This window comes from Streptomyces sp. PU-14G (assembly GCF_041028275.1).
GTDB lineage: Bacteria > Actinomycetota > Actinomycetes > Streptomycetales > Streptomycetaceae > Streptomyces.
Map to the genome: position 1 here is coordinate 1 of NZ_JASKYT010000670.1, position 1583 is coordinate 1583.

The following is a 1583-nucleotide window of genomic DNA, read 5'->3' on the forward strand; positions in this document are numbered from 1 at the left end:
CCCCCACCCCACCCACAGCGAAGAAGGAAGAGCCGTGAGACATCTCAGCGTCGAGATGCTGGCCGCGGGGTCGCAGCCCGACCCCATCACGTCCGCCGGCAACGCGCAGTTGGGGATCGCCGCCCTCGTCGGCATCGCCGTCATCGTCCTGCTCATCACGCGGTTCAAGCTGCACGCGTTCCTGTCGCTGACCGTCGGCTCCCTCGTCCTGGGCGCCGTGGCGGCGGCGCCCCTGGACAAGGCCATCTCCAGCTTCACCACCGGGCTCGGCGACACCGTCTCCGGTGTCGGCGTGCTCATCGCCCTCGGCGCCATCCTCGGCAAACTCCTCGCCGACTCCGGCGGTGCCGACCAGATCGTCGACACCATCCTGGCCAGGGCGAGCAAGCGCACCATCCCCTGGGCCATGGCGCTGATCGCCGGGATCGTCGGGCTGCCGATGTTCTTCGAGGTCGGGCTGGTCCTCCTGATCCCCGTCGTGCTGCTGGTCGCCAAGCGCGGCAACTACTCCGTGATGCGGGTCGGCATCCCCGCGCTGGCGGGGCTCTCCGTGATGCACGGGCTGATCCCGCCGCACCCGGGTCCGCTGGTGGCCATCGACGCCATCGACGCCAACCTCGGTGTGACGCTCGCGCTCGGCCTCGTCGTCGGCATTCCGACGCTGGTCGTCGCGGGCCCGCTGTTCGGCAAGGTCGCCGCACGCTGGGTCGACACGACCCCGCCCGAGGGCGTCGTCCCCGAACGGGCCAGCACAGAGCTGGACAAGCGCCCCGGCTTCGGCATCACGCTCGCCACGGTGCTGCTGCCCGTCGTGCTGATGCTCGCCAAGGCGCTCACCGACATCGTCATCGACGACGCCGAGAACACGGTGCAGCGCGTCATGGACGTCGTCGGCGATCCGATGATCGCGCTGCTCGTCGCCGTGCTGGTGGCCATGTTCACGCTCGGCCGCTCCGCCGGGTTCACCAAGGACAGGCTGTCGTCCACCGTCGGCTCCTCCCTCGGGCCGATCGCGGGCATCCTGCTGATCGTCGGCGCCGGTGGCGGCTTCAAGCAGACGCTCGTCGACGTCGGCATCGGCCAGATGATCCTCGACGTCTCGCAGGACTGGTCCATTCCCGCGCTGCTGCTCGGCTGGCTCATCGCCGTCGGCATCCGGCTGGCCACCGGGTCCGCGACGGTCGCCACCGTCTCCGCGGCGGGGCTGGTGGCGCCGCTCGCCGCCGACATGTCCACGGCGCAGGCCGCTCTCGTCGTGCTCGCCGTCGGCGCGGGTTCGCTCTTCTTCAGCCACGTCAACGACGCCGGATTCTGGCTCGTCAAGGAGTACTTCGGCATGAACGTCGGCCAGACCATCAAGTCCTGGTCGGTGATGGAGACCATCATCTCCGTCGTGGCGCTGGTGCTCCTGCTGCTGCTCTCGTTGGTGGTGTAACCGAACCGCCTTCCCCTCAGCGGGGGGGGGGGGGGGGGGGGGGGGGGGGGGGGGGGGGGGGGGGGGGGGGGGGGGGGGGGGGGGGGGGGGGGGGGGGGGGGGGGTCTTCAGCCACGTCAACGACGCCGGATTCTGGCTCGTCAAGGAG

General features: G+C 70.9%; 1 protein-coding gene. It reads left to right on the plus strand.

Features of this window, described 5'->3' with window-relative positions; genetic code table 11:
* Positions 1-55 precede the first annotated feature (55 nt).
* Positions 56-1435 carry a GntP family permease gene (locus tag AB8Z75_RS34565; RefSeq protein ID WP_369209045.1) on the plus strand — a complete coding sequence of 460 codons (1380 nt, stop codon included), beginning with the start codon at positions 56-58 and terminating at the stop codon, positions 1433-1435.
* The last annotated feature ends 148 nt before the right edge of the window (positions 1436-1583 follow it).

Bases quoted from the DNA above. Each gene is read 5' to 3' on its own strand.
- AB8Z75_RS34565 (WP_369209045.1), top strand. From the start codon at position 56: ATGCTGGCCGCGGGGTCGCAGCCCGACCCCATCACGTCCGCCGGCAAC.